The following is a 759-nucleotide window of genomic DNA, read 5'->3' on the forward strand; positions in this document are numbered from 1 at the left end:
TTCCACGTCATCGGCCCCGCTGAGCACGGCCAACACACTGATAACTAAAATAGAAAGCAATGGATGGCGAAAGTTGCCGCCCGGCCGCCGGTAGTCCGGCACCTGGGCTAAATGAGTGAGCAGCGACATGCGGGCAAAAACCCAAATTTACGCCTAATGCTAAATGTGTTTAGTCTGTGACCGGTTGGCGTTGCAATGCTTCCAGGGAATTGCTGACCATGGTTTTTTGCTTGAGCAGCTGCTCGTTCACCTGTTCGAGTTGCCGACACTCGACCAGCACCGTCTCGTCCGGCTGCCAGACCTTCACGGGTTGCTGCTGGCCGTAACGCAACAGCCACTGCGCATCTTTGCGGTCGCTCTTGCCTTTGCTTAAATGCATCTGAATGAAGCGCTTGATGACGAGCGGATTGAGCACGGCCACCTGTCCGCCCTGCTCGTGCAGGTAATAGGCCAGGGCCAGGTTATAAGTGCCGGTGGCTTCCATCACGAACCGGCAATGCGCGCCGCAGGCCTTGACCAGCTGCTGAAATCCCGCTTTATTATTGCTGACTTCCAGGTGCTTGACCAGGTCATCTACTTGGTAACAGACGGCGAGCGTGGCCTTGCTCACGTCCAGGCCGACAACGGGTAACAAAGAGGCGGTGACCATCATGAAAGTAGTGAAAAGGTGGGGAAAAGCACGATAAAGGACTTCTAGCGGTTAAAAAATATTAAATAGTCGGGTATAGTTTGGCTAGTTTAATGCGGGCATCGGCGGTT

2 protein-coding genes are annotated in these 759 nt (G+C 54.0%); both read right to left on the bottom strand.

Going from position 1 to position 759, the window contains the following annotated elements:
- Positions 1 to 129, bottom strand: a 129-nt coding sequence (locus tag IEW17_RS21570; RefSeq protein WP_188563950.1) for a transposase family protein, incomplete at its 3' end; no start/stop codon positions are given.
- 40 nt (positions 130 to 169) lie between these two features.
- Positions 170 to 652, bottom strand: coding sequence for an IS110 family transposase (locus IEW17_RS20635; RefSeq protein WP_188563951.1), 483 nt, complete (start codon positions 650 to 652; stop codon positions 170 to 172).
- Positions 653 to 759: the final 107 nt, after the last annotated feature.

This window comes from Hymenobacter frigidus (assembly GCF_014640435.1).
In the GTDB taxonomy this organism is placed as follows: Bacteria; Bacteroidota; Bacteroidia; order Cytophagales; family Hymenobacteraceae; genus Hymenobacter; species Hymenobacter frigidus.

Coding starts and splice junctions, on each gene's coding strand:
- IEW17_RS20635 (WP_188563951.1), bottom strand. CDS start 652: ATGATGGTCACCGCCTCTTTGTTACCCGTTGTCGGCCTGGACGTGAGC.